Genomic DNA, 22,960 nt, shown 5'->3' with positions numbered 1-22,960 from the left:
CGTTTTAGGACTCACTTTGTCCGTTTTGGCTATTTCGTGATTGTACAAGCATTGTTATCGAAATACTTTTGACCAAGAAATTAATAACAATCACATAATTTAAAATCAAAAACAATGAAAACAAATAAAAATTTCAAAGCAAACGCAATTACTATTCTTAGCTTTTTTGCATTAATTATTTCAAGTAATGTTTCGGCACAACAATCAGGGATAAAACGTACCGATTTACAACGACATGATCTTAGTATTCCCGGTAGAGAAACGGTACAGGCCAGAATTGATTTTGCACCGCATACTGCTTTCGGAAAACATTCTCATCCGGGTGAAGAAGTTATTTATGTGCTTGAAGGTTCATTAGAATATCAGATCAATGATGATAAACCTGTAACACTAAAAGCAGGAGAAGTACTTTTTATTCCGGCAGGCGTACTGCATTCAGCAAGAAATAATAGTAATTCAAAAGCTTCAGAACTAGCGACTTATATTGTGGAAAAGGGGAAACCAATTTTGGTTCTGAAAAAATAAAGGATTTAACAAGAAGTAAGTAGAGTTAAAAAACAAAAAGTAAATACAAAATGAAAAATAGAGTAAAAATCATTGCTCATACAGTATGGGTAATACTATTCACGCTAGTGCTTAGCGAAGTTACAGCACAAGAGAAAATAAAAACAGATGTAAAGAATGATGAAGTAATTCGTCCTTATCGCATCAATATTTCGAATGCAGATTTAAAAGATCTAAAAGAACGTATTCAGGATACAAAATGGCCAAGCAAAGAAACAGTTGTAGATCAGTCTCAGGGAGCAAATCTTTCTAAAATGAAAGACTTAGTACACTACTGGGGTACTAATTATGATTGGAGAAAAGCAGAAGCTAAATTAAATTCTTATCCGCAGTTTATAACTAAAATTGATGGTGTAGATATTCACTTCATTCACGTTCGCTCTAAGGAAAAGAATGCAATGCCCCTTATCCTAAGTCACGGATGGCCGGGATCAGTATTCGAATTTATGAGCGTTATAGGGCCATTAACTAATCCTGTTGCTTATGGAGGAAAGGCCGAAGATGCTTTTGATGTAGTTATACCTTCATTGCCTGGTTTTGGTTTTTCAGGTAAGCCAACAGAAGCTGGATGGGATATTGACCGGATTGCAAAAGCATGGGCAGTGTTAATGAAACGTTTGGAGTATAAACAATATGTTGCTCAGGGTGGCGATTGGGGAGCTGGTATTGTTAATTCTATGGCATTACAGGCACCAACAGGATTACTTGGCATTCATAGCAATTTACCTGCAACATTGCCGACAGAGGGAGGGAAGGCTCTTGGAAGTGGTATAGCACCAGAAGGGTTTTCAGCAAAAGAACGCGCTGCTTTTAATCATCTTAGTAAATCAATTAGGGAAGGTGATTTTACCTATAAAATGACAATGACCACAAGACCTCAGGCAGTAGGTTACGCTTTGAATGATTCTCCTGCAGGTCTTGCAGCCTGGCTTCTTTTACATCCTGGTTTTGCTAATTGGTCTTATGGTACAGATCCTAAACAATTGCCTACAAAAGATGAAGTTCTTGATGATATTTCATTGTATTGGCTTACTAACAGCGCAACGTCTGCATCAAGAATTTACTGGGAAAACAGAAATATCGAGATTGTGAGTTCAGCTTCAATGAAAACAGATCAGATCAAATTGCCAGTTGCTATCACAACATTTCCGGATGATGTCTTTGCATCACCTGAAACTTGGGCACGTAAGGCTTTTAAAAACCTGATTTACTTTCACGAAGTAGATAAAGGCGGACATTTTGCAGCATGGGAACAACCTCAATTGTTCACAGCAGAACTACGTCTTGCATTCAAATCTCTTCGATAATATAAAAACAATAATAATCTTAAAAATCAAAAAAATGGAAACAGACAATTCAAAAGTGCTTTACACAGCTGTAACGCATACAACAGGTGGCAGAACAGGCGAATCTCGCAGTTCAGATGGCAAATTAGATATCAAACTTTCAACTCCCGGATCTATAGGACCAGGTACAAATCCAGAACAATTATTTGCGGCAGGCTGGTCAGCTTGTTTTATTGGAGCAATGGGAAAAGCAGCAGCAAGTTTACAAGTATCTCTTCCTATCGGACATTACGTTAGTACAGAAGTTGACTTAATTTCAGGTGATGATGGATATTCATTGCAGGCACGTTTAAACATTAGCTTGCCAGGTTTCGATCCTGAAACTGCCAAAAGTATTATTGAGGGAGCATCACAAACTTGTCCTTATTCAAAAGCCATAAAAGGCAATATTAAAACACAGTATAATCTTATCTAAGAACAACTATTAAAAGGCCCTGATCTGAATTAAAGATCAGGGCCTTTTACTTTATAGAAAATGGCTGTTTCGTAATAGAACATTCTTTAACTGTAAAGTAATCTCATACCCAATTAAGCATAAAACTTCAACTTTATGCCTGTACGTTTCACCTTTTATTTTGTCCGTTTGAACTATTTTCTGATTGTATAAGGAGTTTTGTCGGAATACTTTTGATGAAGAACTTAACAAGTAATCAACTATTTAAAAGTGAAAATTATGAAAACAATATTTAACATCAACAGTAACTCAATGAAAACAGCAATTTCAAAATTAGTATTAATAGCAGTCCTTTTCTTGGCAACAGAGATTAACGCACAAACAGCAAAACCCATAGAAGTAAACAGTTCACTAGGAACATTAAAACAAATCAACGCCGGTTTATTAAATGTAGGGTATACAGAAGCGGGACCTTCAAACGGAAATCCGGTAATTTTACTTCACGGTTGGCCTTATGATATTCATAGTTATAATGAAGTCGTTCCAATTTTAGTTTCAAAAGGCTACAGAGTAATCACCCCTTATTTAAGAGGATCAGGTACTACAACTTTTCTTTCGAAAGATACTTTTAGAAATGGTCAACAAGCCGCATTAGCAAGTGATATTATTGCTTTGATGGATGCGCTCAAAATTGACAAAGCTGTTGTTGGTGGATTTGACTGGGGCGCAAGAACAGCTGTGGTTATGGCAGCACTTTGGCCAGAACGTTTGCGAGGACTGGTTTCAGTAAGTGGCTATTTGGTTGTAAATCTTGAAGCAAACTTAAAACCCTTGCCTCCAAAAGCAGAATTGGGATGGTGGTATCAATATTATTTTGCTACAGAAAGAGGAAAACTAGGATACACTCAAAACACTTATGAGTTTAACAAACAAATCTGGCAATTAGCTTCTCCTTTATGGAAGTTCGACAAAGCAACTTACGATCAAACTGCACAATCATTTAATAATCCTGATCATGCAGCGATTGTAATTCATAATTACAGATGGCGACAATCTCTTGAATCTGGGGAATCTAAGTATGATTCTTTAGAAAAACGCTTGGCGATAAGACCAGCAATTACGGTTCCAACAATTACTATAGGTAGTGATTTTGATGGTGCTTTCGCAGGTGGAAAAGAATACGCCGACAAGTTCACCAGGAAATACGAACACAGAATTTTAAAAGGTATTGGGCACAACGTTCCGCAAGAAGATCCAAAGGCATTTGCACAAGCAATTATTGATGTGGACGGATTCAGAAAATAATTCAACTAAACACCTGTCCAATTATTTAAAAACAACAAGAGGAAATATAAACGTTGAAATTAATATTTCTTAAATAAGTGTAATTGATAAATTCTAACATTTTACATTAACTCTAACTTAACAAAAAATGGAAAAAATAAAATTAATACCCGCATTCTTTATTGCATTGATTCTTTTAGTCGGACTGACTGCCTTTGGACAAAACAACCCTAAGAAAAAAGAATTGAAAGGCTTTGCTCTTTTAGAATTATATACTTCTGAAGGCTGTTCGAGCTGTCCACCAGCAGATCAATTAATGGGAAAACTTCAAAACGAATACAAAGACAGTAATGTCTATATTTTAGCATATCACGTTGATTATTGGGATAAACAAGGCTGGAAAGATACTTTTAGTAATGCTGATTATACCAAAAGACAATATGAGTACGCAAAATTCCTGGAAAAAAAACCTATTTACACGCCTCAGGTTATTGTAAACGGAAAAGTGGATTATATTGCTTCTCAGGAAGCTAGTGTTAAAAATGCTATTAAATCGGCACTTTCTAAACCTGCTGATATCGAATTGTCTTTAGAAGCGACTCAAAACAATTCTATGCTTACTGTAAATTACACTATAGATGTAATTTCAAAAAACAGTCAATTATTGGTTGCAGTTGTTCAGAAATCCGCGAAAAGTAATGTAAAAAGAGGAGAGAATGCACATCGCATTTTATCGCACTACCAAATTGTGCATCATCTGCATACTGTAGACCTAAAATACAAAAAAGGAACAGTTTCTATTCATCTGCCAAAAAGCTTTAATGCCAAAGATTTTGAAGTGATTGGTTTTGTTCAGGACAAAAACAATGGAAACGTTTTGGGAGGCACAAGAGCTGTTTTAAAACGATCTTCTTAAGCTCAGTTCATTGTAGTAAAATGGCAAAGGCAAAACGTATCAACACTTAAATCGTTTTGAAAACGACATAATTAAAAAAGAAAATATCATTTAGGTTAATGCAGGAAAGCACAGCACTTTGGCTTTAAATTTTGAATTTTGAAAGTTGCAGAAATCGGAACGAAATATTTTATTCCGATTTTTTCCATCATTAAAAATAATTTCAAAATAGGTTATCTTTGGCAAAGCAGGATAAAAAACAGATAAAAATTATGGAAAAAGTAAAAAGCTTTCACGTTTCCCGCAAGGTGATTTGGGGAAGTTCTATAGCACTGGCGGTCCTTGCTTCAATACCAAAATTATTTGATCCTTTTTCAACTCCTGGAGATATCATTATAAACTCTTCGATTACGTTGTTGTTTTCCATTTTTATATGGTACTACAATATTTATAGTTTACCAAAATTCTCATCGCAACGCACGAATAAAAGCCTATTCAATTGGAAACTTTTGTTAAGTGTCATAATAGGTATTGTAATAATGGTCGTTTTGGTAATTGCCCATCAGGAACTTTTTGAAATATCAAAAATGGACGCTCCAATCATGTTTGAATTGAGAGGGGTTTTAATCAATTTTATCGTTTATCTGTTTCTGCATTTACTCTTTCAAAATTATCAGACCCAGCAAATGGGAATGGAACTTGAGCGAACTCATGCCGTAAATTTAGGCGCACAATACGAATTATTGAAACAACAGGTCAATCCGCATTTTTTATTTAACAGCCTTAATACCCTGAAATCGATGGTAGATATTCAGGATCCCCAGAGTGCTGATTTTATTTTGAAACTTTCTGATTTTTACAGGTTTACACTCGAAAGCCGAAAGTTAGATATAGTACCATTACGAGAAGAACTTCAGATTTTGGATTCTTATGTTTATCTTCTAAAAGCTCGTTTTGAGGAAGGATTTGTTTTGGAAAATAACATAGATTTAAAACAATACGATTCGGCAATTCCGCCCTTTACATTGCAATTATTAATCGAAAACTGCATCAAGCATAATGTTGTGTCATTGGACAAACCTTTGTTAATTAAACTCTACACAGAAGCGGATTTTCTGGTAGTTGAAAATCAGATACAGCTGAAAAGAGGCGTATTATCTACAGGAGTTGGTTTAGACAATATTAATCAGCGCTTTATGCACCTGGTGCACAAAGAAATTGAAATTGATAAAAACGAAACTACTTTTAAAGTAAAAATACCAATGATTTATGACAATCGTAATAATTGAAGATGAAGTAAAAACGGCCAAAGCACTTGGTCAGCTTATTTTGAGTATCAGACCCGATGCTCAAATTTTGTCGTATATCCAGAGTATAGATGGAGCAGTGACTTATCTTTTAGAAAATGATCAGCCGGATCTTATTTTTATGGACATTCAACTAGCGGATGGTTTGTGTTTTGAAATTTTTAAAAATGTTGCCGTTTTATCCCCTGTAATATTTTGTACCGCTTTTGATGATTATGCTATTGAAGCTTTTAAATCAAATGGGATTGATTATATATTGAAGCCCTTTTCAAGAGAAAATATTGCTCAGGCCATCAAAAAAGCAGGAGAATTGAAGAATTTCTTCCAAAGAAATAATAAAATAATGCCAGATTTTGATTATTTATTAACCAGGACAGGCGAGAATACAGGAAAGAGCAGCTTTTTGGTCTTTAAAAACAATAAATACCAAACTGTACCAACGGAAAATATAGCGTTTTTTTATATAAAAAATGAAACCCCTACAATTATGTCGTTTGATAAAGTAGAGTATCAAATAACACAATCAATTGATGAGGTTCATAAATTATTGTCTCCAACCCAGTTTTTTCGAATCAACAGACAATATTTGGTTAATTTTTCGGCCATAAGAGAAGCAGAGCATTATTTTTTACGTAAACTGATCATCAAATTAACAATTCCAACCGAAGAAAAATTATTAGTCGGAAAAGAAAAAGCAACTGCTTTTTTGAGTTGGTTAGAGAATAGATAATTCATGGAGATATTATCTTATTGATAACTGATTTTTGCCATAGAAGTAATCGTTCCAGTAACATTATTTTGTACAAATCCATGAGATTAGAGAACAATAAGTAAGATTATTCCTTCCTAGAAAAGGAACAATCTCGTTTTCATAATCATCTTAAATAGAGAAAAATATATTATCCATGTGCTTCTACAGATGTGTCAGCCCATTCTTCCCAAGTGGCTAATTTTTGTTCATAGTTTTGTTTTGCAAATGGCAGAGCCACTTTACCTAAGAATAGACGTAAAGGAGGATTTTCTGCTTCAATCAGTTTAACGACTGCTGCTGCTGTCGCGCTTACTTTTCCAAATGAATCAGAATTGTCTGCTTCTGCAAACGTTTTTTTGAGTCCGTCATACACCTCAATACTATTGCTATTGATAGCGGAGTGCCAAAGGTCTGATGCATATCCGTTTGGCTCTACTAAAGTTACATTGATCCCAAATTGTTTTACTTCGGATGCTAGAGTTTCGCTAAGACCTTCGACCGCAAATTTCGAAGCATTATAAAGTCCCAATATCGGTAAAGTCACTATCCCTAAAATTGAAGAAACTTGTATAATATGGCCACTTTTTTGATTTCTCATAATTGGTAAAACCGCTTGTGTTAACCAAAGTGTTCCAAAGAAATTTGTTTCGAATTGTGCTCTCGCCTCTTTTTCACTCGCTTCTTCAACAGCACCATTTAAGGAATAGCCAGCATTATTAATGAGGATATCAATTTTTCCGAAATGTTGATGTACTTTCCTAACTACTGAAAACGAATCTTCTCGATTGTTTACATCTAGTTCTAGAGGCAAAATGCTGTCTCCGTATTTCGCTTTTAAGTCGGCAAGGGTATCAATATTTCTAGCTGTTGCAGCTACCCTGTATCCCTTTTCTAAAAATGCTTCAGTCCAGGCTCTTCCAAATCCTTTAGAAGCTCCTGTAATTAAAATTGTTTTTGACATGTTGTTTTCTTTTTATTATTATTTATTTAAAATTTTACGCATTATATGACCGTTCGGTCATTTTAAAGTTAAAAAAAATTAGAGGCTGTTTTCCTCAATTATGTTTTTTAGTGTTTTCGTAATTATTTGCATCTTATCGTTATTACTTGACATTCTTGATATTAAATGACCGCCTTCCATCATGGCAAAAACTACAGTTGCAAAATCGGCAGCGTTCCAATTGGGTTTAAATTCTCCGTTGTTAATTCCTTTGGTAATACTTTTTTCTAATAACTGCTGATTAAAATTAATACCCTTATTTACTTTTTCTTTCACAATTGGGTTGGTATCATCTGCTTCTGTTCCGAAATTTAATAACGGGCAACCCCCTGTAAGAGGTGGGTGTACAGCATTGCTGAAGAAATCAATATAAGTAAACAACTCCTCTTTTGCTGTTTTGCATTTGCTGAGTTTAGACAGAAGTTTGTCACCCAATACTTTTATATTATGATCTACTGCTGCACAAGCCAGAACATCTTTATTTTCAAAATGAACATACATACTGCCTTTTGAAAGTCTTGTAGCTTCCATTATATCGCTCATAGAAGTTGCAGCAATCCCCTTTATATTAAATATTGGGGCTGCTTTTTCTATGATAAACTGTCTGGTTTCTTCTCCCTTTGTCATGATAACTTTCATTTTATTAAGCAAATATATGACCGATTGGTCATATATGCAAATTTTTATGATTTATTTAACAATCTGGTTAAAATTTAAGCTAAAAATAATAACACAAGAAGTCAGTTGAAAGATGTTGGGTAAGCTTCCAATCCAAAGCTAATGCCGAAATTTCCCAACAAATTTTCTTTAAATAGTCTATTAGCCATGAAGTTCTTTTTTAGACTTTATAAATATAGATTATCCAAAAGTAGACTTCGTTGCCTCAGTCACTTCGGGCTACTACTTAACGAAAAAAGCCACCTTTTTGGGGTGGCTTTTTCTGCTACTGTGTGGTGGACTTGAGGGGGCTTCAATCGAACTTTTTATACCGATTCTAACCTTTCTTGAAGAAATTGCTAAGCTAGAGATTTTAAAGAATTTTGAAAGCCCCGAGATGCTTGATTCTCAAAATATGCAACACACAACAATACGAAGAATAAAAAAAGGACAAACCATCACTTATAAATATTATTAAATGATTGTCCGTTTATTTCTTTAAGAGATCACTCGGTATCTCAGTATGTAACCATTTGTAGACTATTGCGTCTTTTCTTTTTATGTAATTTTTTATGCAGTCGATTACAACAGCGGAATACTCTGACCTTTTTTGTAATGATGTAATTAAATTTATAAACAAGTGGTCGAAGGTTTGCTGCTCAAGCGGAGTTTTATTGCTCCTATTGAAAAGTACTGTAAGTAATTCTATTTCACGTTCACTAGCAACCCATTTTTCTAAGCGTTTCTGTGAAATCACAGAATACATTAGGTTATAAACCTCTATCGAAACCTTTACTCGACAATATTCCCAGCTATAGGTTAAAATGCCATCAGAAGCATCAATTCCACCAAGCTCATTAAAACATAAATACTCTGGATCATTTTTATCGCAGGGATCAAGTAATGCTATTTCTTCAGTAGTAATAGCTGCTTTTGTTGTCGCGATCGCGCTGGTGGAACGAATTGGGAAGAAATCCCATTTACCTCTTGTGATGCCATCAATGCTTTCTCTATAGTGCGCACTATTGGCAAATCCGCATGCATATCGATAATTTGTGTCATCAAACTCTAAAAATGGATAACCAGTTTGCGAAGTGTTAAATAATTGACTCCATATAGCTGGATCTAATGTCGCATACTTCGAAGTAAACTTCTTCACCTGAGCAGCTTTTGGACGAAAATGGTCTATAGGATTGCTTGTTCCGTCGTTAATTGACTCATTATACCAACATTTCTTTCCCACCAAACTTTCAAACGCCGTTTTTAATGATGACCATAGCGGACTATACTTGTCCTTCTTTGCAGTGGCGATCCAATTCGCATCAATAACTAATATGCTAGTATTAATGTAGCGCATATTTAAATACCATCTTTTTTAAGGATTTCCTTAAGAACTTTTTCAATATGCTTTTTCTGCTTATCTTCTTCTTCTTGAGTTAAGGGCTTGAAGTCAATTTGCTTTTCAGTTAATTCCTTTTCAAAAGCAGCTTGAAATTTCTGATATAATGGATCTCTATTGAACCGTGAAAAGCCTAAATTATCTAATGATTCATTCAATTGTTCTAATTTTAAACTTTCATCTTCCGTTAGAGGAATTTTATTCACCAGCTTGCTTTCTAATGTTCTTCTTAAATCCAACTGTTGCTGAGTTTTCTGATCTAATGTTGTACGAAGTTTGAAAATTTCAGTTAATATTCCCGCTACCCCCATACCCTTAGGATCTTCTAAAGGCATAAGTGCTTTGATGATACCTGTATCAAGCTCTGTTTTAAAAACTCTCACAGCTTCTTTTTTAAGACTTCCGATGGTTAATGGATCATGACTTGTCATAATTACTTGAGAGGTTTCAGCAATTTGTTTACCTGATTCTCCATTATTGAATACAATCTCATTAATAAATTCAATGTACTTCCATCTCCAATAAGGATTTAAATGAGTGTCAGGTTCATCTAATAAAAATAAGGTTTCAACACCAGCAGTAAATCTCATTAAGCCGAGAACAGTCAATAACTGTTGCTCACCTTCACTTAATTGTTTAAAAGAGATTCTATTGGCGTACTTCTTCTTTACTCGAATCCTAATTCCCTCTTGAAAAAATAATCGGGAAACATTTGCCGTATTTAGAACATGAAAAAAATCGAAACTTGACCATTTCATTTTTTTGACAAAGTCTTTAATTTTAGAAAAACTTGAAAAGTATAGATATACAACTTCGAAGCGCTTCTTCTCCTTTTTCCAAAGTGCACCATTATTATTTATTGTATCTTTTATGGGGGCTATTGCTACATTATCATAAAGATAGTCCAAAAGATCACGTACGATTCCTTTGCTTCCCCAGAATCTATCTGCCTTAGTTTCGCTATTGCTTTTCGCCCACTCTGGTTCCTTTATAGGTAATAGTGTACTTTGCATTTCCTCAATGAATAGATTTTCCTTAAGAAAATTAGTAAGTTTTGGGTCGTCGTCAATAAAAAAGGAAAATAGGGAAAACTGGCTATGAATTAACTCTGCATACTGCATTCGAGGATACTCAGGCAAGTCATGGGATGTAGTACTAACAACGGCCCTTGCAAAACGCTCTTTATGATCTTCAAAATGCTCTTCTAATCTGTTACTATTTCCTAAACCAGAATAGTAAGCTAGGATATAACGTGGTAGATATTCGTTTTTATTTTTAGTAAATGCATCTTGAGAAATTGCTTTCAAATTCACAAACGTCGCCCATTTTTTCTTCTCTTTAGCCGAGTAATGGATTTGAATATTATATCCACCACATTTATAATGTAACTCAAATCCTAATGCTAGCTCAGCATCAACGGTCTTCTTAAAATCAAAATCAAGATATTTAAAAATTAATACGATTGCTTCTATAAAATTAGATTTTCCTGAAGCATTTTGGCCAATAACGACAGAGATAGTCTCTGCTTTATCAAGGTTAATTTCAAAATCCTTTAAATTTTTAAACCTTTTGATTTTCAAGTATTCTACCTGCATTTATTTAAGTTTAAGTAACACACCACCCTTTGAACTGTTTGTAAATTCCCATGAAACGATCTTACCTGATTTGTTCTTTTTACTAACAGATTCTAACTCTTCATAAAAATCCTCAATTTCACCCTTTTCATAATAATGAGATTGATGCCACGCATCTTCAACTGTTATTTGATTTTTTGTAGCTCCCTCTAAAATTTCTATAATAGATTTTTTTGTTGCCATGACATCCCTGAGTTTTTTATATGCAGTTTTCTTTTTATCACTAATCGCTTTATTGTTTGTTATAAAGTTTTGCCTAGCCACATTATTTAATTCCACAAATTCATTAAACCACACCGAGTCCACCTTGCCGGCGCCGGGATTTACTGCGATCCGTCCTGAATATGCTAACTGGAATATTGATCGCTGCAAATCATCAACTTTTTTTAAGGTGACCTTAGTCTTTTCTTCTAGTTGCTCTGCAGTTCTAAAATGTTTGTCAACTTGTATTACGATCTGTTCTTGCTCTGCAAAACTTGGAAAGGGTATTGGTAAGTTATTAGTTTCGGTAATATAGAGGTGCGCTTGAGCAACACCCTTACAACTTTCCTTAATTAAATCTTGTAATAAAGGAGATTGTAAACAATACATTAAAAAATAGCCAGAAATTTTTGGTTTTAGAAGCAGAACACTTCTTACTAAAGCAAAAGAAATATTATCAGACACGATCGCTGTCCTACCAATGGTTGCACCAACGCTAACAATTAAAACATCATTTTTTTCAGGATCGCACCTTTTGCGTAATTTTCTTAATTGCTCAACCGAAATGTAATCTACATCAGCGTAATCAATAAATCCGTCTCGAACATTTCTCGCGGACAATAATAACTCTCCACTTTGTTGTCGTGGTGGTGTATTATGTTCCCCATCAGTAATTTTACTGCAAACAGATTTAGCATCAGTAATTATCCAACTGTGTGGAACAGTAAACCTAGTATCGCGCTTATTTAATATACTTGGAGAATCGCAAATATTTAAAAGTTCATCCTTTGTTTCGGAAAGAGTTATTTTATTTTGCTTTCGCCAAGTAGTTGTAAGATCTCCACCGATAGCTTTGTCTAGGACACTTCGCTTGTATTTCTGGACCTGAAGCATTTCGTTTTTCGCATCTTTAAAATCATCTTGATATTTATCGAGTGTAATTTTTAATGAATTGGCTATGAAAACCTGTTCATCAGGAGGAGGAATAGGAACTTTTAATGTTAATAATAAATTTTGATTCAAGTGAGGTATACTAGCACCTGTTGTATTTTTATTGAAAAACTCATATTGTGCTTGAAGAAAATACAGAAGAAAATCAGAATTAATAGTTAGCGGAGAAATACAAATGATAGTTGAGCCTACTGCACCAACTTGTCCTCTTGCAACTAAACCACTACGTGATCCATCCGCTACAATAAAAATATCGTCGTAAGAAGAAATAACGGTAGATGTACTGTCTGCATATTGTTTGTAGTTGTTGTTTTCAATAGCATCAATATCTAAATATGGCACACTTTGATGGAAAGGTACAGGGAGAAGCTTTATAGGTTTTTTACCCTTTCTTAATACCACCAGTTCAGCAAGTGGCAACATTTTCCAATGCTTTGGTAGTTTATGCATTATTTCGAAAGGTCTTTTTTTAACTTCATCAAAGCTTTTATTTTATTCTGATAATCGATTATCATTTCATCAATAATTTGGATTGGTTGTGGAAGATCTTCTGGCTTGTAAACTTCAACAAATGATAGATCATATTTTTTTTTTCTGACATCCTCTATTGTAAAAACCTTAAATCGATCAGTTGCCGTCCTTTTACTGTTTCCATTAGGATCATTTCCGTAGCAGTATTCAAAATCATTAAAATGCTCAGCTTTAAGCATATTGCTCTTAGTGGTTATCTTCTGAAAATCTTTTCTAAGATCATATATCCATGTCTGATCAGTTTTAGAGCCTTTTTGAATAAAAACGACGCATGCTTTAATTCCATTTGCGTAGGCAGCAAAAACTCCCTCTGGCAGTTTTAATATTGTGTGTAGTTTGCAGCTCTGACTTTCACTTTGATCAGCATTTAAGTAAAACTCCCACATTTTTTTTGCAGCATCACTTTGTAAACAACTATCGGGTAAAACAATAGCTGCTCTGCCTTTCGGTTTTAATTTTTCAATGATATGCTGAACAAAATTAAGTTGTTTATCACTTGTTCTAACAGGGAAATCTCTATCAGGAATTTGATTTGCTCCCTTAGTCCCAAATGGAGGATTAGTTAAAATGCAAGAATACAGAATTGAGTCTTGCTCACCGTATATTGTATCACCCAATTTTATTTGTGCATTAATGTTATGTAGAAACATATTCATTAGTGCTAATCTTCTTGGTCTCTGAACTAATTCTTGTCCAAAGTATGTTTCGTTTTTTATACGATCCAACTGCTTTTTAGAAATCCTTTTTCCCTTTGTCTGTTCTTTAAACCATTCATTTGCAGTGATCAAAAAGCCAGCTGTTCCAACTGCAACATCGCCCACATTAAAGTCTAATGCTTCTAACGGATCGGGTTTAAATACATTTACGATAGACTGTATTAAAGGTCGGGGTGTAAAATATTGGCCTGCACCTTTCTTACCTTCATTTGCCACTCGACCAATCAGCTCTTCGAAAGTTAAACCAACAATATCCCCTTCAAATTTTGTCCATTGTATGCTATTGATCTCATCAATTAAGGCACGCAATATTTTGGCATTCTTGACTCGAGAAACTGGATCCGAAAATATATCGCCAAGAATGCCATCTTCCTTTTTTAAACGCTCTAAAATTTTATCCAATTGCTTTAATAATAAGCCGTCTTCATCTATTTTTATTAGCGATTCCCAATCATGTTGCTTAGGTACGAAGGCGCCTTTCTCTTGGGCCATTTTTAAAAATAGTAGATATGTAAGTTGCTCTATATAATCGGAAGCATCGACTCCGTCATGTCTGAGCTTATTGCAAAAACCCCATAATTTACCAATCAAATCCATTTAGATACACCTTGTAAAAGATGCTAATATAGCATCTTTCCACGACAATAAATGCCATGTGTTATTAGTGTTTTCTACGTATTTTAGCAATAGCATTCGTTTTTTTGGGAATTTAAAAATGTGTAATCTATGATTTATTTTTAAGTAGCTAAATCTAACTGTATAACTGCATGTTAGACAAATATTCTCATTCGTGATCTATGTTTTACCTTTTCGAATATCAAACGCTCCAGGCAGGATCATTCATCATGATTAAGATTATTCCACAAACAATTTCCTATTCTATTTTTTGATCTGAAGGTAGTTTGCACCATCATTGGTGATTTTCTAATATCAGGATAGGCTTAAACTACCTTTAAAGGTTCAGCTACATTTTTATAATTAATGATTATGTAAAAATGAAATCTAAATTAATAGTATCTTAATGTTTACTTCAAAGTTGTTTTTCAAATTCACATATAATCGTTGATTAATGACACCAAAGCCAGTCAACTCTAAAAAGGAACTTGAAAAAAACCAGCAAACTGATGAAGAAAAAAGACAAGCCTTTGTAGATTTAATAGCCGAAATCATCGTTGATATCAGTATTAAAGAGTATCAAGAGGAAAAATCTCGTCAAGACTCAAAATAATTAATTGTAAATCAATACGACATAAGGGTTCGAACCCCTTCGGCTCTCCAGCTATTTTTCATAAAAATACTCAGATTTCGACATGAAATGCTGTCAAAACAGTATTGCCTAAAATTTATAAAATATTGATTGTGATGTTTTTAAAAGAAAAAGGGAATGGGGTTCGATCCATTCCCTTTAAGTGGAGCCGAAGGGGTTCGAACCCTTGTCCAGTTGTGTGATAAATTATGCCTTCTTCATGCTTATTTTCCAATTAGTTTTCGGGATCAGTCGGGCTGGAAACCGACCTAAACTTTCTCCTTAGATACTTTATTTCGCGATGATGCCGTACCCTCATCAAAGCTAGCATTGTTATTTCGATGCCTCTGATGCTAACCTAACATTGCGGCAGTTAGCGAGACAAAAGCTTACGTAATTCTAAATTAAGCAGCTAAGGCGTAGTTATTTTCGCCAATTATTGTTGTGAACGTTCTCTTTTAAGTGCTCTCCGTACAACGCACTGCATGCTAACATACTTAGCTCCACCCTGTCAAATCCAAAACGGCCCCTTTTTGGTTAAAAGTTATACGTCTTAAGTTATAAGTGACTATAACTAAATGCAAATATACAAATTAAATGCAAATTTTAAGTTAAAATGGCATTTTACTGTTCTTAACTACAAACCTATACCACTCATTTATTGACTATCATTACCCAACTATTTGTCTGTCTTTACAAATTCTTATGGATAGCATAGTTATGAAACTATTTCTTGTCTTAAATGTTCCTTAATAAAAAAATAGGATGGAAACCGAAGAAACAAAACTACCCGACAATAACAAAAAAGAGCTAGATATGGAACCGATCAATGAATTTGATCAAAACCATTTTTATGAAACTAACCATTTGGATGAAACTCATTTTGCAGAGCAAAATCGTTCGGAAGAAGATTTAGGCTATCAAGAAATTTCTGGCACAGCATCGCTAGCTGATCGGATTACTGAGGAAGAAAAATTGCATCAAGAAGAGGAACATTTACCTGGCAAAAATCAGTCAACTCCAACCAAAGAAGATGGAGATAAGCTAATGAATGTTGGTAGAGCTCCCGATTCTTAACTGTATTAATAATCCGAATAATCAGTAGGGTATAAGAACAAGGTTATATTTTTAGACACATTATTTTGATACTGTGGTAAATCTTTGATTTTCTTATACTCTGGGCCAAATTCCTTCCAATGCTGATCTCGATCTGCTTTATTATTAAAAGTGGTGAGGTACATTAAATTAGGCATTTTACTTCCAGCTATAACCTGTCCATAAAATACTGCATTGAAATTTAACTTTGTAAAAATAGCAACCTCTGCATCATTGAACATGCCAATTTTATTTAAGGAAAGTTGCTCAGTAGCCGCTTCATAACTTCGCAGCTCATAAACTCTTTCTGTTTTAGGTGAATTAAGCCTCGGAATGGCGGGCACAGGCATTACAGAAAAAGCCTTTAACAATATAGATTCAATTCGATTATAAGGTGCCGCCTTATAGTCGGCATTAATATAGCTGGTCGCTGTACTGAGGTATAGCTTATCGTTTTTTAGCTGTTCGTTTAGTTTATCAACATCAGTTAATCGTTTAAAAGGGATAAAAACGTATATCAATCTGTCTGCAGTATCTGCAACAATGGGCTTAAAAACACCAATTTCTTTTATTCCGGCTCTATGAAGTGCTGGGGAATAGGCACCTTTGAGGTATGCATCGATCGCTGCTTCTTGAGAAGTAGTTTTAAAGTGATAGATCTTTAATTGGTAATAATATGGCGATTGGGCTGCTAGTTGATTAAACGATACGAAAATTATTAGGCTTGCTAATAGTAGCTTGAAGCGGTAGGTCTTGAGCTTAATCATTTTAAATTTAGTTAGTTTGGGAGAGAAAATGCTAAATGTCGTAATTTTTCTTGGATGATTTTCGATCACACAGCAATCCTAGTAAATAAAAAAGCCACCCTATGAGGATGGCCTTGTTTTATTGTTACAATGGTAATTGCTAACTGTTAAATAGTTCTCCCAGGATATTGGGCTAATGCAACTTCCAAACAATCCATGGCTTCATTTAAATCATCGGTATTTAAAACGTAAGCCATTCTAACCTCGTTTTTACCTGAACCTGGACTAGAATAGAAGCCTGTTGCTGGAGCCATCATTACTGTAGCGCCATTATGGTCAAAACTTTCTAAGATCCACTGGCAAAACGCATCAGCATCATCAATAGGAAATTTAGCTACTACATAAAATGCACCACCCGGGTTTGGACAAAATACACCATCAATTTTATTTAATCTGCCAACTAAGGTATCACGGCGTAAGGTATATTCTTTGTTAACTTCTTCAAAATAACTATCAGGAGTATCTACAGCTGCGGTTCCTGCAATCTGCTCTACCATACCCGGACTTAATCTTGCTTGTGCAAATTTTAATCCAGAGGCAATAACTTCCTTGTTTTTGGTAATCAAACAACCTAAACGTGCACCACAAGCGCTATAACGTTTAGAAACAGTATCCATAATCACTACGTTTTCTGCTAACCCATCTAAATGCATTGGCGAGATAAACTCACGTCCGTCATAGCAGAATTCACGATAAGCCTCATCAGAAAATAAGAACAGATCATATTTTAAACATAAAGCTTTCAATGCATCTAATTCTTCTCTAGAATATAAATATCCTGTTGGGTTATTCGGATTACAAATAATAATTGCCTTTGTTTTTGGCGAAATTAACTTCTCAAATTCTGCAATTGGAGGTAAGGCAAAACCATTTTCGATATAAGATAGGATAGGTTTAACCACCACATTACTCATGCAGGCAAAACCGTTGTAATTTGCATAAAATGGCTCAGGGATAATGATTTCATCGCCTTCGTTTACACAAGTTTGCATGGCAATGGTTATAGCTTCAGATCCACCAACCGTAACCAAAATGTTTTCTGGTTTAATATCATAACCTAATTTGTTATAATATTCAGTTAATTTAGTTCTATAAGCTAAGGTTCCTTCAGATGGGGTATAAGCCCAAACATCAAAATCTATATTTTTAATGGCATTTAACATCCCCTCTGGGGTAGCAATATCTGGTTGACCAATGTTTAAATGGTAAACTTTTTTACCTGCTGCTTTGGCTTTGTCTGCAAAAGGAGTTAATTTTCTAATAGGTGATGCGGGCATTTGTAACCCTTTTTCTGAAATTTTTGGCATGGTGCAAAAATAAAAAACCCCGTGATATAATTGGGGTTTTATCTGCAAATAATGATTTAAAATAAAAAACCTCGTTAATCTAATGGGGTTTTTATTTTAATGTCTTTAAATTTTACTTTGTGGCACTAGCAACAGATTGACCTTTAACAATTAAAACCTTTGGGTTTTGCCTAGCATTAGAGGTTAAAGTAAGTTGTTTATTAAAAGGCAATGCATTACCTACAGGAGTAATAGTTACTTTAATAAAACCTTTTTCACCAGTTTTTACAGGTGTTTTGGTATATTCTGATACTGTACAGCCACACGTTGTTTCTACATTTGATATAATTAATGGAGCATCTCCAGTGTTTGTAAAATTAAATGTATAAACAGAAGGTTTATTCAATGGAATTTTGCCGAAATCATAAGTTTCAGTTTCGAACTTAAACTCTGCAGGTTTAGTTTGCGCATTTACAACAATTCCGATCCCAAAAACTAACGCAACTACTAAAATTAACTTTTTCATATTCTATTGATTTTAAACAAATTTAATATTTTAAAGTTAAACAAAAAGCATTCCAATATTTATATTACATAGAATCTTCAATCATAATTAGAAAGAATTGTATCTTTGAGCCCTAACCATAGTAGCCCATGAAGTCAAATAGCAAGCTAACCACAAATCAGATTGATGCTTCAGAATTGAGTTTCGATGACTTTAAGTTAATCGTAATAAATGACTATAAAATTGCCGTTGAGAGCCGTCAGGCTAGCATATTAGGAAGAAGAGAAGTATTAACCGGTAAGGCTAAGTTTGGTATTTTTGGAGACGGTAAAGAAGTGCCTCAAATTGCAATGGCTAAAGCTTTTAAAAAAGGCGATTGGCGCTCTGGCTATTATCGTGATCAAACTTTTGCATTTGCTACAGGAATTTCTACTATAAAAGAATTTTTTGCACAACTGTATGCAAATCCAAGTGTAGAGGCAGACCCTTCATCTGCAGGGCGACAAATGAATTGCCATTTTGCTACACGCTCATTAAATGATGATGGTTCTTGGAAAGATTTAACTGATATTAAAAATTGTTCTGCAGATATTGCACCAACTGGTGGACAAATGGCCCGTTTAGTGGGCTTGGCTTATGCTTCTAAATTGTTTAGACAAAATCCTGAGCTTGATTACCTGAAGAATTTTTCTGTAAAAGGAAATGAAGTAGCTTTTGGTACCATTGGTAATGCATCTACATCTGAAGGTGTATTTTTCGAATCAATAAATGCTGCAGGTGTTTTACAAGTGCCTATGGCAATTTCTGTTTGGGATGATGCTTATGGAATTTCTGTTCCAGCTAAATATCAAACTACTAAAGAAGACATTTCAGAAATTTTAAAAGGTTTTCAAAGAGAAGAAGGTACAAATGGTTACGAAATATTTAAGGTAAAAGGGTGGGATTATCCCGCTTTATGCGAAACCTACCAAAAAGCAATTGATATTTGCCGCGAAGAACATGTACCCGTTCTAATTCACGTTACTGAAGTTACACAACCACAAGGCCACTCTACATCAGGCTCACACGAAAGATATAAGCTAAAAGATCGTTTAGACTGGGAAAAGGAGCACGATTGTATTGTGCAAATGCGCAAATGGATGATCGAATCTGCAATTGCTACAGCAGAAGAGTTAGATGAATTGGAACAAGCTGCAAAGAAATTTGTTAAGGACATACAAAAAGAAGCTTGGAACGACTTTTTATCAAGTATTAAAGAAGAGCAGAGCGAAGTAATTAACATGATTAATGCTTTTGCGAATGGTAACCCCATGTTAACTAAAATAGCTGCTCAATTGGCTTCTACTCCAGATGCATTGCGAAGAGAAGTAATGTCATCGGCTAGAAAAGCCATTCGCCAAAGTGTAAATATGCCTTCAGCAGAACGTGATATTTTGATAAAATGGTACCAAAAACAAGCAGATATTAACGAAGAGAAATATAGCTCTAAATTATTTACTGATGGTAAAGAAAGTCCGTTTTTAGTTAATCAGGTTCCTGCAGTTTATACAGAAGAGAGTAAAATGCTAGATGGTAGAGAATTGCTAAACGCTTGTTTTGATGCAAACTTCTCTAGAGATCCACGTCTAGTTGCTTTTGGTGAAGATTTAGGGAATATTGGCGATGTTAACCAAGGTTTTGCCGGTTTACAAGCTAAATTTGGGGAGTTGAGGGTAACTGATACGGGGATTAGAGAAATGACAATTGTTGGTCAGGGAATTGGCCTGGCAATGCGTGGATTAAGACCAATTGCAGAAATACAATACCTAGATTATTTATTATTTGCATTGAACATATTAAGTGATGACTTGGCGAGTTTATCGTATCGTACTAAAGCCGGACAAAAAGCGCCAGTAATTGTGCGTACCAGAGGTCACCGTTTAGAAGGAGTTTGGCATTCGGGTTCTCCTATGGGGATGATTTTAGGTTCACTACGCGGTTTACATATTTGCGTACCTCGTAACATGACACAAGCTGCCGGAATGTACAATACACTATTTAGATCTGATGAACCAGCATTGGTAATTGAGTGTTTAAATGGGTATCGCCTGAAAGAAAAATTACCAGAAAATGTTGGTGAGTTTACAGTGCCTTTAGGTAAAGCAGAAATTATTAAAACAGGTACTGATATTACTGTGGTAACTTATGGTTCTACACTTCGTATTGTAGAAGAAGCTGCCGAAGAACTAGAACAGTTGGGTATCTCTATAGAAATTATAGATCCACAAACATTATTGCCATTTGATACAGATCAGCTTTGTAAGCAATCTTTAGCCAAAACCAATAAGTTATTGGTTGTTGATGAGGATGTTCCGGGTGGTGGTAGTGCTTTTATCTTACAACAGATTTTAGAAGAGCAACAAGGCTATTATTTGCTAGATGCACAGCCTAAAACATTAGCTGCAAAAGCACATCGTCCGCCTTATGGTTCTGATGGAGATTACTTTTCAAAACCTTCTGTTGATGATGTAATTGAAGCTGTATATGCAATGATGAATGAAGCAAATTCAGCTAAGTTTCCAAAGCTATTTTAACTTTAAATTAAAGATAAGTTCTCTTAATAATTAACTTCTGGTGCTGCCAGAAGGGTAGTATTTATTTTACCCTTTAAAATTAAACATTTCATCGACTATCTTCCGTTGCTCATCGACTAAGCAAAAAGTGTATTGAAATTTTTGGGATATTGCCTATAAGTTAATCCACTAGAGTTTAAATATGATATGAGTTCTACTAAAATTGTTGCTGTTGGAAAATTTATTGGCAAGTTTATTGTATTCCTTGTAAACCAAGGTATGAATAAGAATAAACTGGTTAAAAGATTAAAATAAACTATTTACTGTGTCTGGATATAGTTTTGTTGGTTATTTTTTCCATTAAATCTTGCTTGTTAGTTATACTAACCGGCACAACATATTTGTGCTTTAATAAAATTTCTGTGCTGGCAACTGTTGCAATATGATTAAGATTAATGATATATTGCTTGTGTACCCTAACAAAAAAAGAAGGTAGTTGTCGCTCTAAATTTTTAAGATTTACCAAAGTAATGTGCTTGCTTTCTGCTGTAAAGATTTTGGAGAAATCACCCATACTTTCAATATAAATTACCTCATCATAATTTAACCTTGTAAAACCTTTTGTTTCCTTTATAAAAAAGTAATCATCGCCATCTGCCTCATTATGTTTGGTTTGATCTGTATTGTTTTCAGCTAATTTCTTTAAATCAAGATATTCTATAGCTTTATTACTTGCTTTAAGTAAACGTTCGAAAGTAGCAGGTTTAACAATAAAATCAAGTGCATCCAAATTAAAACCTTCGGCAGCATATTCTGAAAATGAAGTAATAAAGATAAATACAGGGGGATTTTTTACACTTTTTAATAGTCCAATTCCAGATAGCTCAGGCATATCGATATCAGAAAAAACAATATCAATATGTTCATTGACTAATATATCTGAAGCTTCAATTCCATTACTGCAAATGGCCTTAATTTCCAATCTATTTATTTTGCGTAAATACATTTCAAGAGCATCACGCTCTATCTCATTATCATCAACTATTATGCACTTGTAACTTATCATGTAGGCTAAAGATAAATTTAAAATTTATTCAAAAAAATAAATTTACTTAGGATAAATGATATTCCTAGAGCCAGAGGTTTTACTTTATGAATACCTAGTTAGTTTACAGTAGGTTAACCGATTGCTACTTGTGCTTCTTTTCTCCTGTAAATAGTTTTTCTCCAGCTAAAATTGAAGTAGCTAGGTCATTTTCTTCTGGTGGAATAGGGCACCTGTAGCCATCACTATAAGCGCAATATGGATTGTAGGCTTTGTTAAAATCTACGGTTATGCGATTCTCATTTATATCTTTTAGTGCTAAATCGATATATCTGCCACCACCATAAGTAGTTTTGTTGTTGGTTTGGTCTGTAAAAGGCAGAAATAATAAATCTTTATAAGCAGGATTTGTCATTAACCCAATGTTTCGATAAAGGGTCATTTTTAAAGCTTTACCATTTAAGGTAAAACTGATTTGTGCATAACGAATAAATTCTTTGCTTGTCCCATCATAAGTGGGCATTTTGAAAACTTTTTCGTTAGTTAAAATTTTAACATCAGCAACCACTCTATAGGTGCTGTCGGCATTATAAAAATGGAGATTTTTTAAATCTGTTTCCTTTAAAGGAGAATGGCTCTCTTTTATAAAATCAGCTTTGTAGGTTTCCCTATGTTTGGCAATTTGTTCAGTATAACTTTGCCCAAAACAAGTAGAACTAATCAATAGAGATAAAATGATAAAGTATTTCATAGCAAGAAGTTAATTGTTCTATTGTGAAATTGTTTTTTTGTTAA

21 protein-coding genes and 1 other RNA gene are annotated in these 22,960 nt (G+C 34.4%); 10 read left to right on the top strand and 12 right to left on the bottom strand.

Annotated elements, in window-relative coordinates; translation table 11 throughout:
- Window positions 1–114 precede the first annotated feature (114 nt).
- The 7 genes from FA048_RS11040 (at window position 115) to FA048_RS11010 (ending at window position 6,520) form a co-directional block, all read left to right on the top strand.
- On the top strand, window positions 115–525 hold the full coding sequence (locus tag FA048_RS11040) for a cupin domain-containing protein (RefSeq protein WP_136840784.1): 411 nt from the start codon (window positions 115–117) through the stop codon (window positions 523–525).
- A gap of 50 nt (window positions 526–575) precedes the next feature.
- Entirely contained in the window at window positions 576–1,871 is a 1,296-nt protein-coding gene (locus FA048_RS11035; RefSeq protein ID WP_136840782.1) for an epoxide hydrolase family protein, read from the top strand.
- 34 nt (window positions 1,872–1,905) lie between these two features.
- Window positions 1,906–2,325 (top strand): organic hydroperoxide resistance protein, encoded by a 420-nt coding sequence (locus FA048_RS11030; protein ID WP_136840781.1) that lies wholly within the window; start codon window positions 1,906–1,908, stop codon window positions 2,323–2,325.
- Between the two features lie 258 nt (window positions 2,326–2,583).
- Window positions 2,584–3,609: an alpha/beta fold hydrolase gene (locus tag FA048_RS11025; RefSeq protein ID WP_205943470.1), complete on the top strand. Its 1,026-nt coding sequence runs from the start codon at window positions 2,584–2,586 to the stop codon at window positions 3,607–3,609.
- A 127-nt stretch (window positions 3,610–3,736) separates the two neighbouring features.
- A complete protein-coding gene (locus FA048_RS11020; RefSeq protein WP_136840779.1) occupies window positions 3,737–4,504 on the top strand; it encodes a DUF1223 domain-containing protein in 768 nt (255 codons plus the stop codon).
- Between the two features lie 218 nt (window positions 4,505–4,722).
- Window positions 4,723–5,772, top strand: a complete 1,050-nt coding sequence (locus tag FA048_RS11015; RefSeq protein ID WP_205943469.1) for a sensor histidine kinase — start codon at window positions 4,723–4,725, stop codon at window positions 5,770–5,772.
- Entirely contained in the window at window positions 5,753–6,520 is a 768-nt protein-coding gene (locus tag FA048_RS11010; protein WP_136840777.1) for a LytR/AlgR family response regulator transcription factor, read from the top strand. Before FA048_RS11015 ends, FA048_RS11010 begins: the two co-directional genes overlap by 20 nt.
- Before the next feature lie 169 nt (window positions 6,521–6,689).
- Here FA048_RS11010 and FA048_RS11005 read toward each other — a convergent pair whose 3' ends face one another.
- The 6 genes from FA048_RS11005 to FA048_RS10980 form a co-directional block, all read right to left on the bottom strand.
- On the bottom strand, window positions 6,690–7,502 hold the full coding sequence (locus FA048_RS11005) for an SDR family NAD(P)-dependent oxidoreductase (protein WP_136840775.1): 813 nt from the start codon (window positions 7,500–7,502) through the stop codon (window positions 6,690–6,692).
- Window positions 7,503–7,580: 78 nt separating this feature from the next.
- The gene (locus FA048_RS11000; protein WP_136840773.1) at window positions 7,581–8,168 is read right to left on the bottom strand and encodes a TetR/AcrR family transcriptional regulator; all 588 of its coding nucleotides are present in this window, start codon (window positions 8,166–8,168) and stop codon (window positions 7,581–7,583) included.
- A 520-nt stretch (window positions 8,169–8,688) separates the two neighbouring features.
- On the bottom strand, window positions 8,689–9,555 hold the full coding sequence (locus FA048_RS10995; RefSeq protein WP_136840771.1) for a hypothetical protein: 867 nt from the start codon (window positions 9,553–9,555) through the stop codon (window positions 8,689–8,691).
- Between the two features lie 2 nt (window positions 9,556–9,557).
- A complete protein-coding gene (locus FA048_RS10990) occupies window positions 9,558–11,192 on the bottom strand; it encodes an AAA family ATPase (protein ID WP_136840769.1) in 1,635 nt (544 codons plus the stop codon).
- Window positions 11,193–12,833, bottom strand: a complete 1,641-nt coding sequence (locus FA048_RS10985; protein ID WP_136840767.1) for a restriction endonuclease subunit S — start codon at window positions 12,831–12,833, stop codon at window positions 11,193–11,195.
- The gene (locus FA048_RS10980; protein ID WP_136841304.1) at window positions 12,833–14,227 is read right to left on the bottom strand and encodes a type I restriction-modification system subunit M; all 1,395 of its coding nucleotides are present in this window, start codon (window positions 14,225–14,227) and stop codon (window positions 12,833–12,835) included. The genes FA048_RS10985 and FA048_RS10980 overlap by 1 nt, the downstream gene beginning before the upstream one ends.
- A 472-nt stretch (window positions 14,228–14,699) precedes the next feature.
- Between FA048_RS10980 and FA048_RS19725 the strand changes: the two genes are divergently transcribed.
- A complete protein-coding gene (locus FA048_RS19725; RefSeq protein WP_169306856.1) occupies window positions 14,700–14,858 on the top strand; it encodes a hypothetical protein in 159 nt (52 codons plus the stop codon).
- 179 nt (window positions 14,859–15,037) lie between these two features.
- Here FA048_RS19725 and ssrA read toward each other — a convergent pair.
- Window positions 15,038–15,406: a transfer-messenger RNA gene (gene ssrA, locus FA048_RS10975) on the bottom strand.
- Between the two features lie 235 nt (window positions 15,407–15,641).
- On the opposite strand from ssrA, the gene FA048_RS10970 reads away from it, so the two are divergent.
- A complete protein-coding gene (locus FA048_RS10970) occupies window positions 15,642–15,953 on the top strand; it encodes a hypothetical protein (RefSeq protein ID WP_136840765.1) in 312 nt (103 codons plus the stop codon).
- 5 nt (window positions 15,954–15,958) lie between these two features.
- Here the strand turns inward: FA048_RS10970 and FA048_RS10965 are convergent, their stop codons facing one another.
- From FA048_RS10965 to FA048_RS10955, 3 genes are all read right to left on the bottom strand, one after another.
- A complete protein-coding gene (locus FA048_RS10965) occupies window positions 15,959–16,738 on the bottom strand; it encodes an NIPSNAP family protein (protein ID WP_136840763.1) in 780 nt (259 codons plus the stop codon).
- Between the two features lie 146 nt (window positions 16,739–16,884).
- Entirely contained in the window at window positions 16,885–18,084 is a 1,200-nt protein-coding gene (locus FA048_RS10960; RefSeq protein ID WP_136840761.1) for a pyridoxal phosphate-dependent aminotransferase, read from the bottom strand.
- Between the two features lie 112 nt (window positions 18,085–18,196).
- Entirely contained in the window at window positions 18,197–18,589 is a 393-nt protein-coding gene (locus tag FA048_RS10955) for a DUF1573 domain-containing protein (RefSeq protein WP_136840759.1), read from the bottom strand.
- Window positions 18,590–18,717: 128 nt separating this feature from the next.
- On the opposite strand from FA048_RS10955, the gene FA048_RS10950 reads away from it, so the two are divergent.
- On the top strand, window positions 18,718–21,141 hold the full coding sequence (locus tag FA048_RS10950; RefSeq protein ID WP_136840757.1) for an alpha-ketoacid dehydrogenase subunit alpha/beta: 2,424 nt from the start codon (window positions 18,718–18,720) through the stop codon (window positions 21,139–21,141).
- Between the two features lie 295 nt (window positions 21,142–21,436).
- Here the strand turns inward: FA048_RS10950 and FA048_RS10945 are convergent, their stop codons facing one another.
- Both FA048_RS10945 and FA048_RS10940 read right to left on the bottom strand, forming a co-directional pair.
- Entirely contained in the window at window positions 21,437–22,186 is a 750-nt protein-coding gene (locus tag FA048_RS10945; protein ID WP_136840755.1) for a LytR/AlgR family response regulator transcription factor, read from the bottom strand.
- A gap of 124 nt (window positions 22,187–22,310) precedes the next feature.
- A complete protein-coding gene (locus FA048_RS10940) occupies window positions 22,311–22,916 on the bottom strand; it encodes a DUF1684 domain-containing protein (RefSeq protein WP_136840753.1) in 606 nt (201 codons plus the stop codon).
- Window positions 22,917–22,960: the final 44 nt, after the last annotated feature.

Source organism: Pedobacter polaris (assembly GCF_005116505.1).
Classification (GTDB): Bacteria; Bacteroidota; Bacteroidia; order Sphingobacteriales; family Sphingobacteriaceae; genus Pedobacter; species Pedobacter polaris.
Note: the sequence above shows the minus strand (reverse complement) of the source record. Positions and strands in the feature narration are given on the sequence as shown.